Source organism: Nitrospirillum viridazoti CBAmc (genome assembly GCF_000730165.1).
GTDB classification, from domain to species: Bacteria; Pseudomonadota; Alphaproteobacteria; order Azospirillales; family Azospirillaceae; genus Nitrospirillum; species Nitrospirillum viridazoti.
Map to the genome: position 1 here is coordinate 39,762 of NZ_CP022113.1, position 23,154 is coordinate 62,915.

A 23,154-nucleotide genomic window follows, 5' to 3' on the forward strand; every position below is an offset into this window, starting at 1 on the left:
CAGGGGTTACGCTGTGTATTGCAACTGTCAAACACACCCCCGCCATGGCGGGGGGCCCCGGTGGTGGCAAGGTAGACACCGGCATTGGGCCCTGGCGGGGCATAAGGTGGAAACCGCACCTTCCTCCCTAGGCGTGACCGATGCCTGAGCGGACCTCGGTGGCTCTTTCTCGACCCATTTCCTGATCAGACCCCTCCGGTTCCGGCGACGCCCTTCCCTGACGGCGGCGAAAGCCCCTGGTTTGCCCAGGGGTTGGCCGGTACCCCGCCCATTGATCTCCCTATGGAGGAAGCCATGCCCGGTCCCTACGATTCCATCCCCGAGACCATTGCCAACAGCTATACGGCAAGCGATCAAACGACACCGTCGGTGGCGGTGCTGGCGGACGGCAGCTATGTGGTCAGTTGGGCATCGGCGGGGCAGGATGGCGACGGATCCGGCATTTACGCCCAGCACTTCGCGGGGGATGGGCAGAAGACCGGTGACGAGTTCCGGGTGAACACCGTCACCGCCGGGAACGAGGTCACCCCTTTCACCGTGGCGCTGCCGAACGGCGGCTATGAAGTCGTCTGGAACCAGGGCGGGACCATCGTCGCCCAACGCTACAACGCCGATGATACGCCGTCGGGCGGACAGACGACCCTCGGTACGGGCAATGGGCCGAAGGCGGCGGTGATGACGAACGGCAATCTGGTCGTCGTCTGGAATTACAATGGCGTGGCCTATGGCCGGATCTATAACGGCAGCGGTGCCGCCGTCGGCGGCCAAATGCAGGTGTCCAATAGCGTGGCGGCGCAGGATGGGCAGCGCATTGCCATCACGGCGCTGCCCAATGGCGGTTTCGCCACCAGCTGGGACGAAAATCTCAACAACGCCAGGGATGTCTTCTGGTGGCAGTTCGATGCCAGTGGCAATAGCGCTGGCGGACCTTATTTCCTCTTGGGCGGCCCGGCGGGAGGGAATCAGACCCAGGCGTCGATCGCCGCCTTAACGGGGGGCGACCGTGTCGTGGTCTTTGCCGACGACACGGCGCCGTGGGATGGCAGCGGCACCTACGACATCCTGCTGCGGCGCTACAATGCCTCCGGCACGCTGGTGGGCGGCACCGTTCGCATCGACACCTTCACTGCGGGCACCCAGCTGCAGCCACAGGTGACCGCCTTGCCCGACGGCGGCTATCTGGTGACCTGGGTTTCGAATGGCCAGGACGGCAGTGGCTACGGCGTCTACGGTCAGCGGTATGATTCCCGCGGTGTGGTGGTGGGGGGCCAGTTCCGCCTGAATGATGCGACGTCAGGCGACCAGCTTCAACCCAGCATCGCCGTGCGGGCGGACGGCACTGTGGTGGCGGCGTGGACCAGTCAAACCGCCGACGGCAACGACATTGTGACCAAGGTTCTGCCCGTGTCCCCGCTGACGGCGGGAAGCCGTGACACCATCCTTGGACTGCAGGGAGCCATCGCCGCTAAAGCCCTGGTCGATATCGGGCAGCAATACGCGGCCGCCTATCAGTTCCAGGACATGAACGCCGACCCGGCCAGCGGCTATTTCACCCTGAACGGCGTGGTTCAGGCGGCGGGCAGCGTGATCACCGTGACCGCCGCGCAGTTGAGCGGCCTGCGCTTCGTGGCTGGAACCGGCCAGGGTGACCACACCATCGCCGTGCGGATCAGCGATGGGACGAATCTGAGCGATTGGGCATACAGCACGGTGACGGTCACGGCGGCATCCGGGAACTATACGCCGGGCCCGGCAAGCGTGGTCAACAGCTATACGGATGGGGACCAGACGGCACCATCGGTGACCTTCCTGGCGAACGGCAGCTACGTGGTGACCTGGACGTCGGCGGGCCAGGACGGTGATGGGGCCGGCATCTACGGCCAGCGTTTCGCCGCTGACGGCCAGAAATTGGGTGATGAGTTCCGCGTGAATACGGTGACGGCGGGGGCGCAGAGCAAGCCGGTGGTGGTGGGGCTGGCCGATGGCGGATTCCAGATCATCTGGCAGCAGTCGGGCGGGGCCCTTGGCGGTCAGCGATACGATGCCAACGGCAACGCCATGGGCAACCAGATCACCATGGGCGGCATGCTGAACAGCGTGGACGTGGCCGCGACCCTGCTGACGAACGGCAACGTGGTGGTGACGTGGAGCAGCGGCGGCCTTACCTATGGGCAACTGTTCAACGACAATGGCATGGCCCTCACTGGCGCGTTCCGGCTGGATGGCTTCCTGGCGTCGTCGGACGTGGAGCGCACGTCGGTCACGCCGCTGGCCAACGGCACCTTCATCGTTGCCTATGACTTCGTCAACGGTGCTGCCGGCCGTGATATTTTTCTTCAGAAATTCGACGCCAACGGTACTGGCTTGGGCGACTACATTTACCTGATGGGTGGTCCGGGTCCCGGCAACCAGTTGCAGGCCTCTCTCGCCGGCCTCACGGATGGCGGCTATGTGGTGGCGTTCATCGACGACACGGCGCCGTGGGATGGCACCGGGACCTACGACATCCTGCTGCGGCGCTACAATGCTTCAGGCACCTTGGTCGGTGGTACGGTGCGCGTCGATTCCGTTACGACGGATACCCAGCTCCAGCCCAAGGTGGTGGCCATGCCGGACGGCGGCTACCTGGTCACCTGGGCGTCGAACAACGAGGATGGCAGCGGCTACGGCGTGTACGCCCAGCGCTATGATGCCAACGGCACGCGGATCGGGGGTGAGTTCCGTCTGAACGACACGACCGACGGCAACCAGTACCAGGCCAACCTGGACGTGCGGGCGGACGGCAGCGTGGTGGTCGTGTGGGCCAGCCAGACCGCCACCGGCTATGACATCATGACCAAGACCTTGGCCGCCACGCCCCCGGCGGCGGGTGGGCGCACGCTGCTCCTCGGCATGCAGCAGTCCGTGGCGGCCCGGGCGTTGATCGACATGGGTGCGCAGTATGCCTCGGTCTATCAGTTCCAGGACATGAGCGCCGATCCGGCCGGCGGTTATTTCACCCTGAACGGCGTGGTTCAGGCGGCGGGCAGCGTGATCACCGTGACCGCCGCGCAGTTGAGGGGCCTGCGCTTCGTGGCTGGAACCGGCCAGGGCGACAACACCGTCGCCGTGCGGATCGGTGATGGAAAGGACTATAGCGGCTGGGCGTACAGCACGGTGACGGTCACGGCGGCATCCGGGAACTACACGCCGGGCCCGGAAAGCGTGGTCAACAGCTATACGGATGGGGACCAGACGACGCCGTCGGTGACCTTCCTGACGGACGGCAGCTATGTGGTGACCTGGACGTCGGCGGGCCAGGACGGTGATGGCGCCGGCATCTACGGCCAGCGTTTCGCCGCTGACGGCCAGAAACTGGGTGATGAGTTCCGGGTGAATCTGCTGACCGCGGGGGCACAGGGCAAGCCGGTGGTCGTGGGGCTGGCCGATGGCGGGTTCCAGATCATCTGGCAACAGACGGGCGGGGCCCTCGCCGGCCGGCGCTATGATTCGAACGGCAACGCCGTGGGCGATCCCATCACCATGGGCGGCATGCTGAACAGCGTGGACGTGGCCGCCACCCTGCTGACGAACGGCAACGTGGTGGTGACGTGGAGCAGCGGCGGCCTTACCTATGGGCAACTGTTCAATGACAATGGCATGGCCCTCACCGGCGCGTTCCGGGTGGATGGCTTCCTGGCGTCGTCGGACGTGGAGCGCACGTCGGTCACGCCGCTGGCCAACGGCACCTTCATCGTTGCCTATGACGTCGTCAACGGTGCTGCCGGCCGCGATATCTTCCTCCAGAAGTTCGATGCCAGCGGCACTGGCTCCGGCAATTCCATCTATCTGTTGGGCGGGCCGGGGTCGGGCAGCCAACTGCAGGCCTCGCTCGCCGGCCTCACGGATGGCGGCTATGTGGTGGCGTTCATCGACGACACGGCGCCGTGGGATGGCACTGGGACCTACGACATCCTGCTGCGGCGCTACAATGCTTCAGGCACCTTGGTCGGTGGTACGGTGCGCGTCGATTCCGTTACGACGGATACCCAGCTCCAGCCCAAGGTGGTGGCCATGCCGGACGGCGGCTACCTGGTCACCTGGGCGTCGAACAACGAGGATGGCAGCGGCTACGGCGTGTACGCCCAGCGCTATGATGCCAACGGCACGCGGATCGGGGGTGAGTTCCGTCTGAACGACACGACCGACGGCAACCAGTACCAGGCCAACCTGGACGTGCGGGCGGACGGCAGCGTGGTGGTCGTGTGGGCCAGCCAGACCGCTACCGGCTATGACATCATGACCAAGACCCTGGCCGCCGCGCCCCCGGCGGCGGATGCGCGCACGCTGCTGGTACGCGCACAGGGAACCTTGGCGCCCAAGGCCTTGGTCTACAATTGGAACCAGGCGGTAGTCGCCTACCAGTTCCAGGAGATCAAGCCCGGGGGTGGATACTTCACGGTGGACGGTGACGCCGAGGCCACCGGTGATATCATCACCTTGACCCCGGACCAGTTGACCCGCCTGCGCTTCGTCGGCAGCAATACCGCCGCCACCGATGTCGTCATGGTGCGGGTCAGCGATGGCGTGACCTGGAGCGAATGGCAGCCGACGATCATCAACACGGTCGTTCCGGCGCCGGCCAGCGCCACCGGAACGGAAGTGATCGCCAACACCTACATGGATGGGGACCAGACGTGGCCGACCGTGACCGTCCTGAAGGACGGCACTTACGTGGTGACCTGGACGTCGCCGGGCCAGGACGGCGATGGCGATGCCGGCGGTATCTACGCCCAGCTTTTCACGGCCACGGGGCAAAAGATCGGGGATGAGTTCCGCGTGACCCTGCTGACGGGCGGCACGCAGAGCAAGCCGGCGGTCGTGGGCTTGGCCGATGGCGGGTTCCAGGTGATCTGGCAGCAGGCAGGGGGACCCCTTGCCGGTCGGCGTTATGATTCCAACGGCAACGCCGTGGGCGATCCCATCACCATGGGCGGCATGCTGAACAGCATCGACGTCAGCGCGACCTTGCTGACGAACGACAACGTGGTGGTGACGTGGAGCAGCGGCGGCCTTACCTATGGGCAACTGTTCAACGACAACGGCATGGCCCTCACCGGCGCGTTCCGGGTGGATGGTGTCCTGGCGTCGGCGGATGTGGAGCACACGTCGGTCACGCCGCTGGCCAACGGCACCTTCATCGTTGCCTATGACTTCGTCAACGGTGCTGCCGGCCGAGATGTCTTCCTCCAGAAGTTCGATGCCAGCGGTACTGGCTCCGGCAATTCCATTTATCTGTTGGGCGGCCCGGGGTCGGGCAGCCAACTGCAGGCTTCGCTCGCCGGTCTCACGGACGGCGGCTATGTGGTGGCCTTTGTCGACAGTACCGCGTCCTGGGATTCGGCCGCCGGCACCTATGACATCCTGCTGCGGCGTTACAACGCGGCCGGCACCTTGATGGGCAGCACCGTCAGGGTGAACACCTATACCGCGGGCAACCAGACCCAGCCCAAGGCGGTGGCCTTGCCGGATGGTGGTTACCTGGTCACCTGGGCGTCGAACAACGAGGATGGCAGCGGCTACGGCGTGTACGCCCAGCGCTTCGACGCCAGCGGCGCCAAGGCCGGGGGCGAATTCCGCCTGAACGACACGACGGATGGCAACCAGTACCAGGCGTCCGTGGTCGTGCAGGCGGATGGCGGCCTGATGGCGGTGTGGGCCAGCCAGACAGCCACTGGATACGATATCGTCACCAAGCTGTTGCCCAGCGCCGGCCCGGCCTTGCCTTACTACGCGCCGCTGCGGGGGACTGACGGCCCGGATCTGCTGACGGGATCCGATGAACGGAACACCATTTCTGGATATGGCGGTAACGATACGCTGACAGGTGGCGCCAGCGACGATGTCATCTCCGGCGGGGCCGGCGACGACATTCTCGCCGGCATGGGTGGCGATGACACCCTCTCCGGCGGCACGGGCAACGATACGTTGGATGGCGGAACCGGCGTCGACTACATGGTGGGCGGTATCGGCGATGACCTTTACCTGGTGGATAACGCCGGTGACGTGGTGCTTGAGAACCCTGGCGAGGGCACGGACGAGGTGCGGACCACGGCGGCCAGCTACACCCTCAGTGCCAATGTGGAGAAGCTGACCTTCGTCGGTACGGGCAACTTCACCGGTACGGGTAACGCCCAGGCCAACGTGATCACCGGTGGCGCCGGCAACGATCTGCTGGCCGGCGGGGCCGGCGATGACACACTGGCCGGCGGGGCGGGGATCGATACCCTGGTCGGTGGCGCCGGCAATGACCTTTTCCTGGTGGACAACGTCGCCGACGTGGTGACGGAGAACGCCGGCGAAGGCAATGACGAGGTGCGGGCCACGGCGGCCAGCTACGCCTTGAGCGCCAACATCGAAACATTGACCTTCGTCGGCACGGGCGACTTCACCGGCACAGGCAACGCGCAGAACAACCTCATCACCGGCGGCGCCGGGAACGATGTGCTCAGCGGTGCCGGTGGTGATGACACCCTGGTCGGCAATGGCGGTGCCGATACTATGCTGGGGGGGACCGGCAACGACACCTATGTGGTGGACAGCGTCACCGACGTGGTTGCCGAGAACGCGGGCGAGGGGACGGACGGTATCCGCACCACGCTTGCCACCTACACGCTGGGCGCCAATTTCGAGAACCTGACCTATACCGGCACGAATGCCTTCAGCGGTTTCGGCAACAGCCTGAATAATACGATCATCGGTGGCATAGGCGATGATGTGTTGGATGGCGCGGCGGGGGCGGACGCGTTGATCGGTGGCGCCGGTAACGATCTCTACGTTGTGGACAACGCGGGCGACGTGGTCACCGAGAATCCCGGTGAAGGCCTGGACGAGGTGCGAACCACGCTGGCGGCGTATACCCTGACCCCCAATGTCGAGAACCTGACGTTCACCGGTAGCGGCAATTTCACCGGGACGGGCAATGCGCTGGGCAATCTGATCACCGGTGGGACCGGCAACGACCAATTGATCGGTGGGACTGGCGCGGACACGTTGATCGGCGGTATGGGCGACGACACCTATGGGGTTGATGACACCGGCGACGTCTTACAGGAGAACGCGGGCGAGGGCACAGACACCATCCTCACCACGCTGACCGGCTATACCCTGGGCGCCAACTTCGAGAACCTGACCTATACCGGTACGGCGGCCTTCGCCGGCACCGGTAATGGCTTGGGCAATCTGATCAAGGGTGGCGCCGGTGGTGATCAGCTGGATGGCGCCGCCGGGGCCGACACGTTGATTGGTGGGGCCGGCAACGACACCTATTGGGTGGATGACGCCGGCGATGTGGTGACGGAGAACGCCGCCGCCGGCACCGATGAAGTGCGGACCACGCTTAACGCCTACACCCTGGGCGCCAATGTGGAGAACCTTACCTATATCGGCACGGAAGCCTTCACCGGTATCGGCAACGAACTGGCCAACGTGATCACGGGCGGTGCCGGGGACGACATGCTGATCGGCGGTGCCGGCAATGACATCTTCCGTGTCAACAGTGCCAATGACGTGGTGGTGGAGAATGCGGGCGAGGGCACTGACGAGGTCCAGGCCACGTCGGCCAGCTACACGCTCGGCGCCAACATCGAAAAGTTGACCTACACGGGCAGCGGCACTTTCTATGGCGTGGGCAATAACTTGGCCAACACGCTCACCGGTGGCGCCGGCAGCGACACGCTGGATGGTGGCGCCGGCGCCGACACGTTGATCGGCGGCGCCGGCGACGACGTCTACATCGTGGACAACGCCGGTGATGTGGTGACGGAGGGGAGCAACGCCGGCACGGACGAAGTGCGGACCTCGCTCAATGCCTATGCGCTGGACGCCAATATGGAGAACCTGACGTTCACCGGCACGGGGAACTTCGTCGGCACTGGTAATAACACGCGGCTGAACGTTATCACTGGCGGCGCCGGTGACGATACGCTGGACGGCGGCACGGGTGCTGACACCCTTATCGGTGGCGTTGGCAATGATGTTTACATCGCTGACAACGGCGCCGATGTGGTGATCGAAAACCCGGATGAGGGTGTCGATTTGGTGAAGGTGTCGGCGGCGGGCTACACCTTGGGCGCTAACATCGAAAATATGACCTACACCGGCACAGCGGGTTTCCTGGGCAACGGCAACGAGCTCGATAATGTCATCATCGGTGGCGCCGGCAACGACACGATAGATGGTAAGGCGGGCAACGACATCCTGATCGGCGGTGCCGGCAACGAAATCTATTACGTCGATAGCGTCAACGACGTGATCGTGGAAAATGCGAACGAGGGCACGGACTTGGTGCGTGCCACGTCGGCCAGCTACACCCTTAGCGCCAATATTGAGAACTTGACCTTCTGGGGCACCGGAAACTTCAGGGGTGTCGGCAATGATCTGGCCAATACCCTGACAGGCGGGGCCGGTGATGACGTGCTGGACGGCGGCCTGGGAGCTGACACGCTGAACGGTGGGGCCGGCAATGACACCTATTACATCGATAATGTCGGTGACGTGATTGGCGAGGGGGCCAATGGTGGCACGGACGAGGTGCGAACCACGCTCAACACATACTCGATGCTCGTCAATCTCAATCTTGAGAACCTGGCTTTCCTCGGTACCGGCAACTTTGCCGGCACGGGCAACAACGTGGGCAATAGCCTGACCGGTGGGGCGGGGGACGACACGCTGGATGGTGGCGCGGGGGCCGACACGCTGGTCGGCGGCGCCGGCAACGACACCTACATCGTCGACAATGCCGGCGACCTGGTGGTCGAGGCGGCTGGGGCCGGCGTGGATTTGGTCAAGACGTCGGTAGCGACCTATGCGCTGACCGCTGATGTCGACAACCTGACCTATACCGGCACCCTGGCCTTCACCGGCACCGGCAACGCCCTGGGGAATGTCATCACCAGCGGTGCCGGCAACGACACGCTGAATGGCGGGGCGGGGGCCGACACCCTGGTCGGTGGCGCCGGTAACGATGTCTATTTCGTGGACAGCCTCAACGACGTGGTGGTGGAGAACGCGGGCGAGGGTGCCGACGAGGTGCGGTCCTCGGTGGCCGGTTACGTGCTGAGCGCCAATATCGAGAAGCTGACCTATGTCGGCGCTGATGCCTTCACCGGTATGGGCAACGACGCCGCCAACGTCCTCACCGGCGGTGCTGGCAATGACGTGCTGAACGGTGCCGGCGGCAACGACACGCTGAACGGCGGTGCGGGGGACGACACCCTGATCGGTGGCACTGGCGACGATATCTTCCAGGTGGACAGCGCCAATGATGTGGTGGTGGAGAACCCGGGCGAGGGCGCCGATGAGGTTCAGGCCACCTCGGCCAGCTACACGCTGAGCGCCAATGTCGAGAAGCTGACCTACACGGGCAGTGGCAATTTCTCCGGTGTCGGCAACGCCCTGACCAACACCGTCACCGGCGGCGGGGGTAATGACACGTTGGATGGCGGTGCCGGGGTGGACACCCTGATCGGTGGCCTGGGCAACGACATCTACCTGGTGGATGATGCCAATGATGTGGTGACGGAGACGGGCGCCGGCGCGGATGAGGTGTGGGCCACTGCCCCCAGTTACATCCTGAGCGCCAACGTGGAAAACCTGCGCTACGTCGGCACCGGCAATTTCTATGGCACCGGCAACACTCTCAGCAATCTGCTGGTTGGCGGCGGTGGCAACGACACACTGGACGGTGGTGCTGCCGCCGACACGATGATCGGTGGTGCGGGCAACGACGTCTATGTCGTGAGCACCGCCCTCGACGTGGTCATCGAGAATGCGGGCGAGGGCACGGATGAGATCCAGACCGGCCTGGCGAACTACACGCTAACCAGCGCCAATGTGGAGAACGTGACCTACACCGGTGGCGCGGGTACAGCGGGCTTCACCGTCATCGGCAACGAGTTGAACAACGTGCTCAGGGGCAATGCCGCGGTTGCCAATAGCATCACGGGCGGGGCCGGCGACGACACGATGATCGGTGGCTCGGGCAACGACACCTATTTCGCCGATAGCGCCAACGATGTGGTGGTGGAGGCGGCCGGGGGCGGCACGGATGAGGTGAAGGTCACTGCGTCCAGCTACACGCTGGGTGCCAATGTCGAGAACCTGACCTACACGGGCAGCGGCAATTTCTATGGTGTCGGCAACGATCTGGCCAACAGCCTGATTGGTGCCACCGGCAATGACACGCTGGATGGTGGCGCCGGCGCCGACACCATGGGGGCGGGCACAGGTGACGACGTCTATTATGTCGATGATCTGGGTGACGTGGTGAAGGAGAATTCGGGTGGCGGTGCGGATGAAATCCGGACTTGGCTGACGAATTACACCCTGGTTTCGGCCAACGTCGAGAACCTGACCTTCATCGGCACGGGCAATTTCTCCGGCACGGGCAGCATCCTGAACAATCAACTGACCGGCGGGATGGGGGACGACACGCTGGATGGCGCCGCCGGTGTCGACACCTTGATCGGCGGCGCGGGGAACGACACCTATGTGGTGGACAACGCCGGTGACGTGGTGCGGGAAAATGCGGGCGCCGGCACCGACACGGTGCGGACTACATTGGCCACCTACACGCTGGGTGCCAATGTGGAGAACCTGACCTACACGGGCACGGTGGCCTTCACCGGCACGGGCAATGAGCTGAACAACGTCATCACGGGTGGGGCCGCCAATGACTCGCTGACGGGCGGTGCCGGCGACGATACCTTGGACGGTGGCAGTGGCAATGACACGTTGGTGGGGGGCACGGGCAACGACGTTTACCTGGTGGATAGTGCCACCGACGTGGTGACGGAGGCGGTCGGCGCCGGGACGGATGAGGTTCGCACGACGCTGGCGAGCTACACGCTGGGCGCCAATGTGGAGAACTTGACCTATACGGGCAGCGGCAGCTTCACCGGCAGGGGCAACGCGCTGGCCAACGTGATCACCGGTGGCGCCGGGAATGACGTGCTGGATGGTGGTACCGGGGCGGATACGCTGGTCGGCGGTGCCGGCAACGACACCTATCTGGTGGATGACGCCGGTGACGTGGTGACGGAGGCAGCCGGCGCTGGCGTCGACACCGTGCAGACGACGCTGGTGAGCTACACGCTGGGCAGCAACGTCGAGAACCTGACCTACACAGGCACCGGTGCCTTCACCGGCACGGGTAATGCCTTGGCCAACGTGATCACCGGTGGCGCCGGGAATGACGTGCTGGATGGTGGTACCGGGGCGGATACGCTGGTCGGCGGTGCCGGCAACGATACCTATCTGGTGGATGACGCCGGCGACGTGGTGATGGAAGCGGCTGGGGCTGGTGTCGATACCGTGCAGACGACGCTGGTGAGCTACACGCTGGGCAGCAACGTCGAGAACCTGACCTACACAGGCACCGGTGCCTTCACCGGCACGGGCAATGCCTTGGCCAACATCATCACGGGCGGCGCTGGTGATGACGTGCTGGATGGCGGTACCGGGGCGGACACGCTGGTCGGCGGCGGCGGCAACGACACCTATCTGGTGGATGACGCCGACGACGTGGTGATGGAAGCGGCCGGCGCCGGCGTCGACACCGTGCAGACGACGCTGGTGAGCTACACGCTGAGCGGCAACGTCGAGAACCTGACCTACACCGGGGCGGGCAGCTTCACCGGTACGGGTAACGCGCTGGCCAACGTCATCACGGGAGGTGCTGGCGATGACGTGCTGGACGGCGCCGCCGGAGCCGATACGCTGGTCGGCGGTACCGGCAACGACACCTATCTGGTGGATGACGCCGGTGACGTGGTGACGGAGGCAGCCGGCGCCGGCGTCGACACGGTGCAGACGACGCTGATGAGTTACACGCTGGGCGGCAACGTCGAGAACCTGACCTACACGGGCAGCGCGGCCTTCACCGGCACGGGTAATGCCTTGGCCAACGTCATCACCGGTGGTGCTGGTGATGACCTGCTGGATGGCGGTACCGGGGCGGACACGCTGGTCGGCGGCGGCGGCAACGACACCTATCTGGTGGATGACGCCGACGACGTGGTGATGGAAGCGGCCGGCGCCGGCGTCGACACCGTGCAGACGACGCTGGTGAGCTACACGCTGAGCGGCAACGTCGAGAACCTGACCTACACGGGCAGCGCGGCCTTCACCGGCACGGGTAATGCCTTGGCCAACGTCATCACCGGTGGTGCTGGTGATGACCTGCTGGATGGCGGTACCGGAGCCGATACGCTGATCGGCGGCGGCGGCAACGACACCTATCTGGTGGATGACGCCGGTGACGTGGTGACAGAGGTGGTCGGGGCCGGGACGGACGAGGTCCGTACGACGCTGGCGAGCTACACGCTGGGTGACAATGTGGAGAACCTGACCTACACGGGGATGGGCGCCTTCACCGGCACGGGCAATGACCTGGATAACGTCATTACCGGCGGTTCAGGCGATGACACCTTCGCTGGTGGATTGGGGAATGACACCTACGTCTTTGGCCTGAACAGCGGTTCTGACGTCATCACCGATGGGGCGGGCGCCAATGCGCTGGTGTTCTCCTCCGACGTTGATCCGGGCAGCCTTGTCTTCCAGCAGTCGGGCAACGACCTGGTGCTATCGCTGACGACGGGGAACACGGTGGTGACCTACGCCAACTACTACAGCGACCCCACTGTCATCGGATCCGTCCAGGTGGGCAGCACGGTGTTGGTCCCGCCCTTCTCCCACAGCTGAAGCCCGAAAAAAGGGCGGCGCCTCCCTGCGGAGATCGCCGCCCTTCCTACCCTCGCTACCGTCTTCAGATCGCGCGCAGGCGGGCGAAGAAGCCGGTGATCTCGGCGTTCAGGGCGTCGGCGTCCTGGCGCAGGGCTTCCGAGGCCGTGTGCAGGGCGTTGGCCGACTGGCTGGTTTGTTCGGCCGCACCCGCCACGCCCACGATGTTGGTCGACACCTGCTGGGTGCCCATGGCTGCCTGGTTGATGTTGCGGGCGATTTCCGAGGTGGTCGCGCCTTGCTGTTCCATCGCGGACGCGATGGCGGTGGCGATCGTCCGCATATCGCCCACCACGGTGGCGATGCTGCCGATGGCCTCCACCGCTCGTGTGGTTTCCTGCTGGATGCCGGTGATGTAGCCCTGGATTTCGTCGGTGGCCTTGGTCGTCTGGCTGGCCAGGGTCTTCACTTCGCTGGCCACCACGGCGAAGCCCTTGCCCGCCTCCCCGGCCCGCGCCGCCTCGATGGTGGCGTTCAGGGCCAGCAGGTTGGTCTGGCCGGCGATCTCCTGAATGACCTGGATGATGTTGCCGATGCTCTGGGCCGCATCCGCCAGGCCTTGCATGGTGACGCCCGTTTGCTCGGCCTGTGCCACCGCGCGCTCGGCGATATCGGTCGAGCGGGTGACCTGGCTGTTGACCTCGCCCACGGCGGCGGCCAGTTCCTCGGCGGCGCTGGCGATCATCTGCACATTGCCGGTGGTCTCGGCCGAGGCGTGGTTGGCCATTTCCACCATGCCGCGGCTCTGCGTCGCCATGTCGGCCAGGCCCGAGGAATGGTTGCGCACGTCTTCCGAGGCATGCACCACGTTGCTCAGCACCCGGGCGCTGCGCTGCTGGAAATCGGCCAGCGAAGCCTCCACCGCCTCCTGGCGGCGCAGCTTCTCTTGCTGCTCGGCCTGCTGGGCCTGGGTCAGTTCGGCGTTGCGCAGGCCGTTGCGCTTGAACACTTCTAGCGCGCGGGCCAAGCGGCCGATTTCATGGCGGTCGTTCAGCAGCGGGATGTCGACGGTCAGGTCGCCATCGGCCAACTGGCCCATGCGCTCCGTCATCAGCTTCAGGGGCTTGGCGATGCTGCGGGCCAGCATATAGGCCACCAGGCCACCGGCGCCCACCACGATGGCGGTCAGCATCAGCATATCAATCAATATATCATGATATATATCGTCGATGTCGTCGACGTAGATGCCGGTGCCCAGCGCCCACTGCCACGGCTCGAAGCCCAGGCTGTAGGTCATCTTGGGGAAGTTCTGGCTGGGGCCGCCCTTGTTGCCCGGCCGGGGGTAGGTGTAGGTGAAGGACCCCCCGCCCTGCTTGGCGGCCTCGATGCCCAGGCGCACGGTCTCGACGCCATCGGCCGTCTTGAAGTCCATGCGGTTCTTGCCTTCGAATTCCTTCTTGATGTGGACGACGGTCAGGCCGTCGTACTGGTTGACGTAGACGTATTCGCCATTGCCGAAGCGCAGCTTGCGGATGTCGTCCTGGGCGCCCTTCTGCGCCTGGGCCCGGGTCAGCTCGCCCGACTGCTCGCGGTCGTACCAGTTCTGCGCCACCCCGCGGGTGACCATCAGGATCTGCTTCAGCTCTTCCTTGCGGTCCTCGGTCAGGGTGTGGCGTAGCGAGGTCAGGGCGAAGCTGACGGCCAGGCCCAGGGCCAGCACCAGCATGGGCATGAACAGCGCCAGTCGGTGGGAAATCTTTAGTTTGTTCAGCATGATTCGATCTCTCGCGCAGGGCGTAGGGGTCAGGCGACGGCGGCGGCGGACGCGGTGTCGTCCTCGCGGAACAGGCCGCGGGGCAGGTCCAGGTCGCGGGCGCAGGCGGCCGCGCTGCGGGCATAGACCTCATCCACGCCATGACGGCACAGCAGATCCAGGTCCGCGTCCGTGACCGCTCCCCGGTCCCGGTCCTGATAGGCGTAGCAGCCGATGCCGCCAGTCTGCTGGTGCAGGCCCGGGGCGGCATAGGCCTCCGGCTCCACCGGGAACAGGATGCGCGACTGGCTGTCGTCCAGGCTGTCCATCCGCTGCCAGCAGGTCACCGTTTCAGGCGTGAAGTAATCGGACAGGCCCAGCCGGTGGAACAGGGCCGCGGCCGACAGTACCGGCTGCCGGGCCGCCTCATGAACGTAGTGGGTCACGGGCACGCCCTGCCGGCGGGCGTAGTTCTCGACCCGCGCGGCGTTCAGGGAGGCGATAACGAAGTTCTCCAGCAACTGGTCCCGGCTGATCCGATGCGACCACTTGCGCAGCCAGGATGCCAGGGCGTGCACCGGCTCGCGGTCCAGCATCACCAGGTGCAGGCGACTGGCGGGATATCCCGCTTCGATCAGCATCTGCAGCGGGATATAGAGACATTCCGCCGTCAGATAGGGCCCGGCCACGTCCTTGCAGAAGATATGCGGTGCCTGGTCGGCCAGGGGAATGGCCCAGGGGCCGGGGCGGTCGGCCGCCAGCACATGGCGCATGACCGCCTTGGTGGGCTGGTAGTACGAGGGCAGGCCGGCCACGCCGAACAGGTTGGCCATGGCCGTGGAGCCGACACGGGCTCGTCCCCAGGCACAGGTCAGGTGAGGGAAATCCTGTTCCGTCCGCCCGCCGAAGCCGGCAGCCAAGTAGGAGGCAACCTGGTTGGTTAAGCCGTCTAAATGGAATTCCCTGACCTGATATCGCCCATCGGAGGCTAGGCAGACCTTTCCCAGGGAAGCGTCGTCCGCCTCCACCAGTTCCGCAAGCCTGTCTAAATCTATGATTTGCTTGTAGAAAGCGACCATTTCTTTCCCCGCCAAGGATAAAGGCCGATAGTCCCGTGGCAGCATCCCTTCCGCCCCAAGTCAAGGCCCTAACCCAAAGAATAGGACAGGGAGTCTTAAGGCAATATTAATATGAAAAGAGGCGTAGAAAACATCTACTTTTGGATAATAAATAAAGATCAAATGCGATCATAATGCGTTTATATTGCATTTATATTGACGTTCTGTGGCTGCCTATCCCCGTAGGTTGCTGGTTGAATTTCAAGGATAATTTCTGAAAAGGGTCCGAGAAATTAACCAATACGGCTTGCCATGGAAGCATCAAGTCGATGCCTTCCGCAAAACCCGGCCTTATTTCGCATAAATGCCTGAAATCCTGGGGCGACGGCCTGCGCCGAACCGGGGGGCCGTTCAAGCGGCGACTCATGAGGATGGCTAAAGTGTCGACGCGTCTTAAGGGCGCCAAAGAAGACGGCCCAGCCGTGGGGGCTGGGCCGTCATAGAGAAGGTTCAGGAACGGGGATCGGTCAGTGGTGGGCGTGGGCCAGGCCGCCTGCCCCGTCGCTGATACCGATCTCCACGTTCTGCATCATGCCCTGATCCTCATGGTCCAGGATGTGGCAGTGCAGGACGAACTCCCCGATGTACCGCTCATAGCGGGTGCGGACGATCAGGCGGTAATAATGGATCGGCGGGTTCGGATCGGGCTTGAAGCCAGGTGGTGCGAAGGCGCTGTCGTTGGTCTTGACCCATAGCGTGTCCTTCCAGGCGCCCTTCAGGCCGGCGAACTGGGTGTCGCCATCGTCGTCCACCGCGCCGGGCAGGCTGACGTCCCGGCCCTTGTCGTTATAGATGGCGACGATCTGGAAGGGGTTCACGTGGATGTGGAAGGGGTGGCTGATGCTGTAGGACCGCAATTCCCACTGCTGAGCCGTGCCCAGCACCAGCTTGCGGTCGATCTGGGCCGGGTTATAGGGCGCGGTGCCCTTGGGCACCCAGTTCTGACCGTCGTACTGCACCATCTCGAAGTTGTTGGCCACGGTGAACTTGGTGGCCGTCAGGCCGGTGTAGGGCTGCTTTTTGGGGTCATCCGGCACGCCCGGTCCCAGATAGAACACCATGTCCTCTTCGGGTACGCCCTTGACCTCATCATCGGTGATGGTGGGGTGGGGAACGAAGCGGGTCAGCTTCATGCCGTCCTTGGCGGTCAGATCGGCGATGATCTGGGTGCGCACGTCGGCCGGCATGGTGCGCTGGGCGGAAGCAACCAGGGTGTTCACCAAAGTCTGCGTCGGGTTGGCCGTGGGCGCACCGCCACGGACGGTCACCACGCCCAGCAGGCTGCGCAGTGTATCGGACCGGCTGACGGTGTTGCTCGCGGTCTGCGCCTTCTGCGTCACGCAGTAATTGCCGGCCTGGGGGAAGACCACCAGCAAGTCGTAGCGATAGCCCGGCTGCAGAACGGTGTTGGTATTGGTCAGGGTGTTGCCCATGGTCAGGCCATCGGCGGCCACCACCTGGTAGGGGACGGCGGGGCCGGTGCACACCGTATCGATGAAGTTGCCCATGCTGTCCTTGGTGGGGCGGGCGGTGGCGGCGGTGGTGTCCACCATCTTGTGGAATTCCACATTGATGGTCTCACGTATGCCGGCATGGATTAGACGCCAGCGCTCCACAGTGCCCGCCTGGGCGTCGGTGAAGGTCGGCATGATCACGCCGTTGATGCTGGTCCAGCGGCCGGACTGTTGCCAGGAACCGGGGCCGAAGTTGTCGATGCTCTCGATGATGCCCGTCTGGTTGGCCTTGCAGTTCCAGGTCTGCTGGCCCTTGTCGTCCAGGCAGTAGTACTGGATCTGCTGGAACAGCACCGTGCGGTCCTTGAAGGCCTTGCCGTCGGGACCGACCAGCAGGGTGTCCAGGTCGCCGTTCACCTGGGGCGTGGGTTTGCGGTCGCCATGGATGACCAGAGCGCCCGCCATACCGCTGGCCACCTGCAAGGCGGTCGAGCCGTGCCGGTGCGGGTGGTACCAGAAGGTGCCGGCCGGATGGTCGGCGGGGATGTTGTATTCATACTGGAAGCTGACACCCGGGTTCAGGGAGATCAGCACATTGTCGCTGTTGCCCGTGGGGCTGACCCACAGGCCATGCGAATGCAGGTTGGTGCCGTTGTTGCAGTGCGGCTGGTCCACCGGGATGTTGTGGTCGTTGCAGCTGGGGTCGGGCGGCAGGTCGTTGTGCAGGGTGACGCGCACCGTGTCGCCCGGCGTCACGTCGATCTCCGGCGCCACATAGGGCGTGCCAGGCGACACGCCGGTGCCGACATAGCTGCGCAGGTGCACGCGCTGGTACCGCTGCTCCCCTGGGTCATACAGGGCGCCGTCGGTATATTGGATGTGCAGGTCGAAGGCCCGCTCCTTGCCGGCGTGAGCCGCCGGGGCGGTGGCCAGGCTGATGGCCGATGGCGCCTTGGGCAGGCCGGGAACGTTGGCCGAGCCCGTCGCCGGTGCCGTCTGCGGCAAGCTGGGTGGGTTGGCGAAGGTGCTTTGCGCCGCTGCCGGCTGGGCGGCCCCCAGCAGCATCAGGCCCAGGGTGGCGACGCCGGCCCCCAAGCGTCCCTTCAATGACGCGCCACGCGTCGGATATCTCTGCATGCTCCACCCCCTCTTCGCGGACGATGCCGCCTCTGGTTGAGTTATTGGGGTGCAATCTAGCAGATGCGTGGCACCAATCCACTCGTTTAACGAGTATGCACAATTGATATACCCATCGTCGGATGTAGACGGCCTTTTAACGGCGCTGCGGGAAGGTCTGTCATCGGCGGTGGTGCTGAGGCTACACTGTTCATTCTTGCGATGATGAAAGGCAGCTCGATGACCGACCCTCTCTCCGATTTCATCCGCAGCCTGCCCAAGGCGGAGCTGCACCTGCACATAGAAGGCAGCCTGGAACCGGAGCAGATGTTCGCGTTCGCCCGCCGCAACCGCGTGGCGCTGCCCTTCCACACGGTGGAGGAGGTGCGGGCCGCCTACGCCTTCACCAACCTTCAGGATTTCCTGGACATCTATTACCAGGGCGCCCAGGTGTTGCGCACAGAGGAGGATTTCCACGACCTGGCGCTGGCCTATTTCCGCCGGCTGGCGGCGGACGGCGGTGTGCATGCTGAGATCTTCTTCGACCCCCAGACCCATACCGACCGGGGCATCCCCTTCCAGGTCGTGGCCGATGGCCTGCTGGCCGGCATGGTGGCAGCGAAGGATGAACTGGGCGTCACCTCCCACCTCATCCTCTGCTATCTGCGCCACCTGGATGAGGAGGCCGCCTTCGCCACGCTGAAGGCGGCGGAGCCCTATCTGGACCGCATCAAGGGCGTGGGGCTGGATTCATCCGAGGTCGGCAATCCGCCATCCAAGTTCGCCCGGGTGTTCCAGGCCTCGCGGGAGCGGGGACTGAAGCTGGTGGCCCACGCGGGGGAGGAGGGGCCGCCCGACTATGTCTGGCAGGCGCTGGACATCCTGGGCGTGGATCGCCTGGACCATGGCAACCGCGCGCTGGAGGACGAGGCACTGACCCGCCGCCTAGTTGACCAGGGCACGACGCTGACGGTGTGCCCGCTGTCCAACCTCAAGCTCTGCGTCGTGCCCAGCCTGGAGGCGCATCCCCTGCGGCGCATGCTGGGCCTGGGGCTGAAGGCCACGGTCAACGCCGACGACCCGGCTTATTTCGGCGGCTATCTGCTGGACAACTATGTGCGCGTGGCGGCGGCCCTGGGCCTGGACCGGGCGCAGCTGGCGCGGCTGGCCCGCAACAGCATCACCGGGTCCTTCCTGGATGCTGCGGCCCAGACGCCGCATCTGGCCAAGTTGGATGCTATAGCGCCTTAACCCGGCAGTTAGCCGCCAAAGCCTCCCAGGGTGTGGTCGTACAGCACCTTGGCGCCGATGCCGATCAGGCCCAGGCCGCCCAGCACCTCGGCCCAGCGGCCCAGCACGGGGCCGGCGGCCCGGCCCAACATCACCCCGCCGAAGGCCATGGTGAATGTCACCAGGCCGATCAGGGCGATGGTGGTGGGCACGTCGACATTCATGTAGCCCAGGGTAATGCCGACGGCGGTGGCGTCGATGCTGGTGGCGATGGCGGTCATGGCCAGGGCCAGGGGCGAATGCCGGTCGGCCTTGGGCTTGTCCTCGCCGTCATTCTTCCACGCCAGCCAAGCCATGCGGCCGCCCACGATCAGCAGCAAGCCGAAGGCGATCCAGTGGTCGTAAGCCTCGATGTAATGGGCGAAGGACAGGCCCAGGCCCCAGCCCAGGATGGGGGCCGCCAGCTCGAACAAGCCGAAATAGGCGCCCACCCGGGCCGCCTCTCGCACGCCGGGGCGGTTCAGGCTGGCGCCCTTGCCCAAGGAGGCGGCGAAGGCATCCATGGACAGGCTGAACGCCAGGGCGAAGGACGTGGTGATGGGCATGGTACAGACCTCGGGGGGCGGCAATGCGACAGGCCAGGCGGACGACAGCAGCAGTCAGCGTCCGGCCCGGCCAGGTCGGACGCGACATGCCACTGGTCTCGCCAGCGATCCGCGCAGGGCGGATCGATCGCACGCGCCATGGGCCGCACCGGTGAGGCACCGGCGGGGCCCAAGTCTGTTGACGCGGCGCCCGCTCAAAATCGGCAGGCGGCTACTCCCCAATGATGGGCGGTGATTAACGGCTGGCGAGGCGGTCTGTCAAGACTCCTTTCGCACCGCACAATAACCCCGTCATGGTTCGCGTGACGGGGGAACCGACGGCGTGTCGCTGGCGGGAAAGCTTTCCTCCAGCGCCTCGTCCAGCAGCTCGTCGACATGACGGTCATTGACCTTGGCGGGGCCGGTGGTCCCGGTTTGGCCGGGGGTGGTGGCTCTGGGTGGAGGTGTGGGCGTACGCGTGGGCATGGGCTTCCTTTCACATGATATCCTGCCGGGGATGCCAGGATGATGCGGGGGCGTGCCGGCGATCGTCCCGTGCCAATGCCGTGACAGGCTGTGAAGATTTGATGGCGGTTGGCGGCCCGTGGCGATGCCGCACGAGGAACGGCGGTTGTGTCGGCCTCCCGCTGCCTGCGACGTTCCGGGCTCGGTCGGCGCCCTTGATGTTACCGGTAACTTAGGCAACAGTGGGCCCGAAAACGATTACAAAATGGGGTTGGGAACGCTGTCATGACAGGAAACTCGCATTCCGCGCGGGCGCGACGCCTGCTGCTCGCCACGGTAGCCGTCTTGGCGCTGGCCGGCTGCCAGACTGATGGCGGTCACACTGATGGCGGCCACAAGGCTCCGCTCGCCGCCGCCACGCCATCGGCGCCGCAGGGGCCCGCGTTGATGGGGCAGGCGCCCTATCAATGGAAGAACGTTCAGATCGTGGGCGGCGGCTTCGTCGACGGCATCGTTTTCCATCCTACCGTGCCCGGCCTGCGCTATGCCCGCACCGACATGGGCGGCGCCTACCGCTGGGACGAGGGGGCCAAGCGCTGGATCCCCCTGCTGGACTGGGTGTCCTATGCCGACACCAACCTGATGGGCGTGGAAAGCATCGCGCTGGACCCGCACAACCCAGACCGTGTCTACATGGCGCTGGGCACCTACACCAACCCGCTGGCGCCCACCGGCGCCATCGTGCGCTCCGACGACCGGGGGCGGACCTTCCGCCGCGTCGATGTGCCCATCAAGTTCGGTGGTAACGAGAACGGTCGTGGCAATGGCGAACGCCTGGCGGTCGACCCCAACGACCCGGACACCCTCTACCTCGGCACCCGCCATGACGGCTTGTGGGTCAGCCACGACGGTGCGGCCACCTGGTCACGCGCGGCCGGTTTCCCCGACGTGACGGAGGATCTGTCGAAGGAGGTCGCGGCTGGCGTGTCGCCCTGGGCGCGCGGTGGCTCCGGCTTGGTGTTCGTCATTTTCGATCCCAGAAGCGCGACCAAGGACGGCAAGGGCAGCCGCACCATCTACGTCGGCGCCTCCCTCAAGGGGCGGGACAACCTGTTCCGCAGCACCGATGGCGGCCGGACCTGGGCGCCGGTGCCGGGCCAGCCCACCGCCAACCGGCCGACGCGCGCCGCCCTCGCCGCCGATGGCACGCTCTACGTCTCTTACGGCAGCAGCCCCGGCCCCACCCGCATGACCGACGGCGCCGTATGGAAGCTGGACACCCGGCGGGGCAGGTGGACCGACATCACGCCGGAGAAGCCGGACGCCGCCAAGGGGGCGGCTTTCGGCTATGCCGCCGTGGCGGTGGACGCGCACAATCCCAAGGTGGTCATCGCCAGCTCCTTCGACCGGCACCGCCAGCCGGGCTCCTACCCCGGCCTGGGGGAGGACATCTTCCGCAGCCTGGATGGCGGCAAGACCTGGCACGGCGTGTTCGGCGGCCCCCGGGGCGACGGCAAGAACGGCGGCGTCTATGATTACAGCCTGGCGCCCTATGTGAGGCCCACGCCCATCCACTGGCTGTTCGATATCGAGATCGACCCCGCCAACCCCGATCACGCCATGTTCACCACCGGCTACGGCGGGTGGGAGACGTTTGATCTCACCGCCGTGGACAAGGGCCAGCCCAGCCACTGGCAGGTGATGAGCACCGGCATCGAGGAAACGGTGGGCATGGCCTTCAACAGCCCGGTCCAGGGCGCCCCGCTGATTTCCGCCATCGGCGACTATGGCGGATTCGTGCATTGGGACCTGGACAAGCCGGCGCCGGAGGGCGCTGCCTCCTCGCCCCTGTTCGGCAACACCGACAGCGTGGTGTCGGCGCCGCTGAACCCCGGCGTCGTGGTGCGCGTGGGCATCCATGATGAACGCTATCCCGCGCCCAACATCGGCTATTCCCTGGATGGCGGCCGCAGCTGGAAGCCGGCGGTGATGCCGGTGCCGGAGGCCAAGCGTGGCAAGGTCGCCGTCTCCGCCGACGGCGCCACCTGGGTGTGGACGCCGCAGGGCGCGAAGGAAGGCCTGGTGTCCGGCGCCTTCGTCACCACTGACCACGGCGCTACCTGGACCTCCGCCCAGGGCCTGCCGGACGGTGTGCGGGTGATCGGCGACGCCGTGGATTCCAACACCTTCTACGCCCTGTCGCTGTTCGACGGGAAACTGTACGTCAGCACCGACCGCGCCGCCCATTTCGAGGCGCGGCCCTTCACCCTGCCCAACGGCCTGCCCACGCCGGCGGCGGTGCGCAACGGCCGGGGGGATCCGCGTGGCGGCCAGGATGCCCTGTACACCACGCCCGGGCGCAAGGGCGACCTGTGGATCGCCGCCTTCGATGGGCTCTATCATGGCACGGCCGATGGCGGGGCCTACACCCGCCTGCCCGGTGTGGAGGAGTTGCACGCCTTCGGCTTCGGCAAGGCCGCGCCCGGGGCCGACATCGCCGCCCTTTACCTGGTGGGCACCATCGACCGTCAGCGGGGCATCTTCCGCTCCGACGATGCCGGGCGGCATTGGTTGCGGGTGAACGATGACCGGCACCAGTGGGGTTTGATCCTGCAGGTGTCGGGTGACCCCAAGCGGTATGGCCGCGTCTATGTCGGGACCCATGGCCGGGGTATCGTCTATGGCGATCCCCAATAGGGCCAAAGCTTGGGAAT

At 65.3% G+C, this 23,154-nt stretch carries 8 protein-coding genes and 1 riboswitch; of the genes, 3 read left to right on the forward strand and 5 right to left on the reverse strand.

All coding sequences use genetic code 11. The features are described from left to right. Nucleotides 1–294 precede the first annotated feature (294 nt). Entirely contained in the window at nucleotides 295–12,741 is a 12,447-nt protein-coding gene (locus Y958_RS28445) for a calcium-binding protein (protein WP_088875318.1), read from the forward strand. A 64-nt stretch (nucleotides 12,742–12,805) separates the two neighbouring features. Here Y958_RS28445 and Y958_RS28450 read toward each other — a convergent pair whose 3' ends face one another. From Y958_RS28450 to Y958_RS28460, 3 genes are all read right to left on the reverse strand, one after another. After that, on the reverse strand, nucleotides 12,806–14,494 hold the full coding sequence (locus tag Y958_RS28450) for a methyl-accepting chemotaxis protein (protein WP_004272274.1): 1,689 nt from the start codon (nucleotides 14,492–14,494) through the stop codon (nucleotides 12,806–12,808). A 29-nt stretch (nucleotides 14,495–14,523) separates the two neighbouring features. Beyond that, the gene (locus Y958_RS28455; RefSeq protein WP_244410839.1) at nucleotides 14,524–15,393 is read right to left on the reverse strand and encodes a sulfotransferase family protein; all 870 of its coding nucleotides are present in this window, start codon (nucleotides 15,391–15,393) and stop codon (nucleotides 14,524–14,526) included. A gap of 665 nt (nucleotides 15,394–16,058) precedes the next feature. Beyond that, nucleotides 16,059–18,182, reverse strand: coding sequence for a multicopper oxidase family protein (locus tag Y958_RS28460; RefSeq protein WP_244909733.1), 2,124 nt, complete (start codon nucleotides 18,180–18,182; stop codon nucleotides 16,059–16,061). 219 nt (nucleotides 18,183–18,401) lie between these two features. Between Y958_RS28460 and Y958_RS28465 the strand changes: the two genes are divergently transcribed. Then, nucleotides 18,402–19,412 (forward strand): adenosine deaminase, encoded by a 1,011-nt coding sequence (locus tag Y958_RS28465; RefSeq protein ID WP_088875761.1) that lies wholly within the window; start codon nucleotides 18,402–18,404, stop codon nucleotides 19,410–19,412. Between the two features lie 8 nt (nucleotides 19,413–19,420). On the opposite strand, the gene Y958_RS28470 is transcribed toward Y958_RS28465, so the two are convergent. Beyond that, complete coding sequence (locus Y958_RS28470; RefSeq protein WP_088875319.1) at nucleotides 19,421–19,996, reverse strand: manganese efflux pump MntP; 576 nt, start codon at nucleotides 19,994–19,996, stop codon at nucleotides 19,421–19,423. A gap of 120 nt (nucleotides 19,997–20,116) precedes the next feature. Continuing rightward, a riboswitch (yybP-ykoY riboswitch) is annotated at nucleotides 20,117–20,228 on the reverse strand. 59 nt (nucleotides 20,229–20,287) lie between these two features. After that, complete coding sequence (locus Y958_RS32085; RefSeq protein ID WP_186291652.1) at nucleotides 20,288–20,461, reverse strand: hypothetical protein; 174 nt, start codon at nucleotides 20,459–20,461, stop codon at nucleotides 20,288–20,290. A 264-nt stretch (nucleotides 20,462–20,725) separates the two neighbouring features. Here Y958_RS32085 and Y958_RS28475 point away from each other — a divergent pair, with 264 nt between their 5' ends. After that, nucleotides 20,726–23,137, forward strand: coding sequence for an exo-alpha-sialidase (locus tag Y958_RS28475; RefSeq protein WP_244909734.1), 2,412 nt, complete (start codon nucleotides 20,726–20,728; stop codon nucleotides 23,135–23,137). The last annotated feature ends 17 nt before the right edge of the window (nucleotides 23,138–23,154 follow it).

Coding starts and splice junctions, on each gene's coding strand:
- Y958_RS28445 (WP_088875318.1), top strand. CDS start 295: ATGCCCGGTCCCTACGATTCCATCCCCGAGACCATTGCCAACAGCTAT.
- Y958_RS28450 (WP_004272274.1), bottom strand. CDS start 14,494: ATGCTGAACAAACTAAAGATTTCCCACCGACTGGCGCTGTTCATGCCC.
- Y958_RS28460 (WP_244909733.1), bottom strand. CDS start 18,182: ATGCAGAGATATCCGACGCGTGGCGCGTCATTGAAGGGACGCTTGGGG.
- Y958_RS28465 (WP_088875761.1), top strand. CDS start 18,402: ATGACCGACCCTCTCTCCGATTTCATCCGCAGCCTGCCCAAGGCGGAG.
- Y958_RS28470 (WP_088875319.1), bottom strand. CDS start 19,996: ATGCCCATCACCACGTCCTTCGCCCTGGCGTTCAGCCTGTCCATGGAT.
- Y958_RS32085 (WP_186291652.1), bottom strand. CDS start 20,461: ATGCCCACGCGTACGCCCACACCTCCACCCAGAGCCACCACCCCCGGC.
- Y958_RS28475 (WP_244909734.1), top strand. CDS start 20,726: ATGACAGGAAACTCGCATTCCGCGCGGGCGCGACGCCTGCTGCTCGCC.